The 2,021-nt window shown below is 59.1% G+C and carries 1 protein-coding gene; it reads right to left on the bottom strand.

The window, feature by feature from the left end:
• Positions 1-2,021, bottom strand: a 2,021-nt coding sequence (locus FHR87_RS18790; protein ID WP_246336114.1) for a condensation domain-containing protein, incomplete at both ends; no start/stop codon positions are given.

The raw sequence follows: 2,021 nt of genomic DNA, 5'->3' as shown, positions 1-2,021 counted from the left end.
TGGAACAGCATGCCCTGCTGCATCGGCGAGAGCGGGTAGATATCGCTGATCTGGGCGGACGGGATGTTCGCGGTCAACTGGTCCAGCTGTGCCTGGCTCAAGCCAGCCAGCGGGAAGTCCAAGGGGGTGACGCCGCTGCTGCCTTCTGCGGTACAGTGTGCGATGAGAGTTTGCAGTTCCTGGGCGTACGCTTCGGCCAGGCGTTGCACTGAACTCTGCTCGAATACCTCGCCGCTGAACGTCCAACTCAGATTCAGCTCTCCACCATAGATCTGGCCGTTGATGCTGATGGCTGCATCCAGCGGAGCCGCTTCGTCCAGCTCCGCGCCACCGCTCTCCCTAGAAGGTACAAATAGACCTTCTTCGGCATCAAAGCTGCCATCAAACTGGCCCAGGTAGTTGAAGACGATAGAGCCTTGAGGCAGGCCCTGCAGGCTGGTTTGCGCTTCAGGTGAACCCAGGTAACGTAGCAGGCCATAACCAATACCCTTGTTGGGGACAGCTCGCAATTGTTCCTTGATAGTCTTGAGCGAGTCAGTCATGCCTTCCTGTGGGCTGAGTTTGACCGGGAAAGCGGTAGTGAACCAACCCACGGTACGGGTGATGTCCAGGTCGTCGAACAGGTCTTCCCGGCCATGACCTTCCAGCTTGATCACGGTTGAAGATTGGCCGGTCCAGCGGCAGATGATCCGGGCTAAGGCGGTCAGCAGCAGGTCGTTGATCTGGGTGCGATACGCAGCCGGTGCTTCCTGCAACAAACGTCGGGTGTCGTCGCGATTCAGTTGGGTACTGACGGAAACGGCATGTTTCTGTTGTTGCCTACCGTCTGGGTGATCATACGGCAAGGTGTCGTCGACATCTTGCAGTTGATCTTGCCAGTAGCCCAGCTCTTGTTCGAGCACTGGGCTGTGGGCATAGGCTTGCAGGTGTTCGCTCCAGTCCTTGAACGAGCTGGTCTTGGCCGAGAGCTGAATGGGATGACCAGTCAATAGTTGGGCATAGGCAGTCTGCAGGTCTTCCAGCAGAATCCGCCAGGAAACCCCATCCACGACCAGGTGGTGAATGGCAACCAGTAGCCGTTGCGAACCATCCGCCAGTTGCATCAGGACAGCACACAGCAGAGGACCTTCGCTCAGATTCAGGCTGGCCTGGGCTTCGTTGGCCACCGCTTCGATCTCTGAGGCATCGTTCAGTTGGCTATGCCACAACACGTCGACTGGAACATTGTCCAGATACTGTGCCTGCCACTGGCTATTAATCTGCCGGAAGCTCAGGCGCAGGCTATCATGCTGTCGGAGCAAAGCACTCAAGGCTGAGTTCAGCAGTCCGGCATCGAGCGGTTGGGTTGGTTTGAGCAGTACCGACTGGTTCCAGTGGTGACGTTGGGGGATAGCGCTTTCGAAGAAGAAGTGCTGGATCGGGGTCAAAGGTGACTGACCCATCACCAGCCCCTGCTCGATCCGCAAACCTTCACTGCGCCGCGCCACACCGGCCAGGCCCTGGATCGTCTGGTGCTGGAACAGGTCTTTGGGGGTGATCTGTATCCCTTGCTGCCGTGCCCGGCTGACCACCTGGATGGAGATGATCGAGTCGCCACCCAGCTCGAAGAAGTTGTCGGTCAACCCGATCCGCTCGACCTTCAGCACCTCTGCCCAGATCCCGGCCAGTTGCCGCTCCAGTTCGCTTCGCGGTTCGATGTATTCCTGTTGCAACAGGCTGACATCCGGCCTGGGCAGCGCCCTGCGGTCCAGCTTGCCATTGGGCGTCAAGGGCATCCGTTCCAGCAGGATCAGGTGCGCCGGCACCATGTAGTCCGGCAAGGCGGTTTTGAGGTGGTCTTTCAGTTCGGCACGTAGCTCGCTTTGCGCTTGCGGTTCGTTCAGGATCGCTGGATCGGCAGGGACCAGATAGCCGGCCAGTTGTTTGCCGCTGGGCCCATCGAGGTCGATGACCACCGCTTCGCGCACCACCGCCTGTTCCTGCAGCCGCGCTTCGATCTCGCCCAGTTCGATGCGGAAGCC

The organism is Azomonas macrocytogenes (genome assembly GCF_014191985.1).
Lineage (GTDB): Bacteria > Pseudomonadota > Gammaproteobacteria > Pseudomonadales > Pseudomonadaceae > Azomonas > Azomonas macrocytogenes.
Note: the sequence above shows the minus strand (reverse complement) of the source record. Positions and strands in the feature narration are given on the sequence as shown.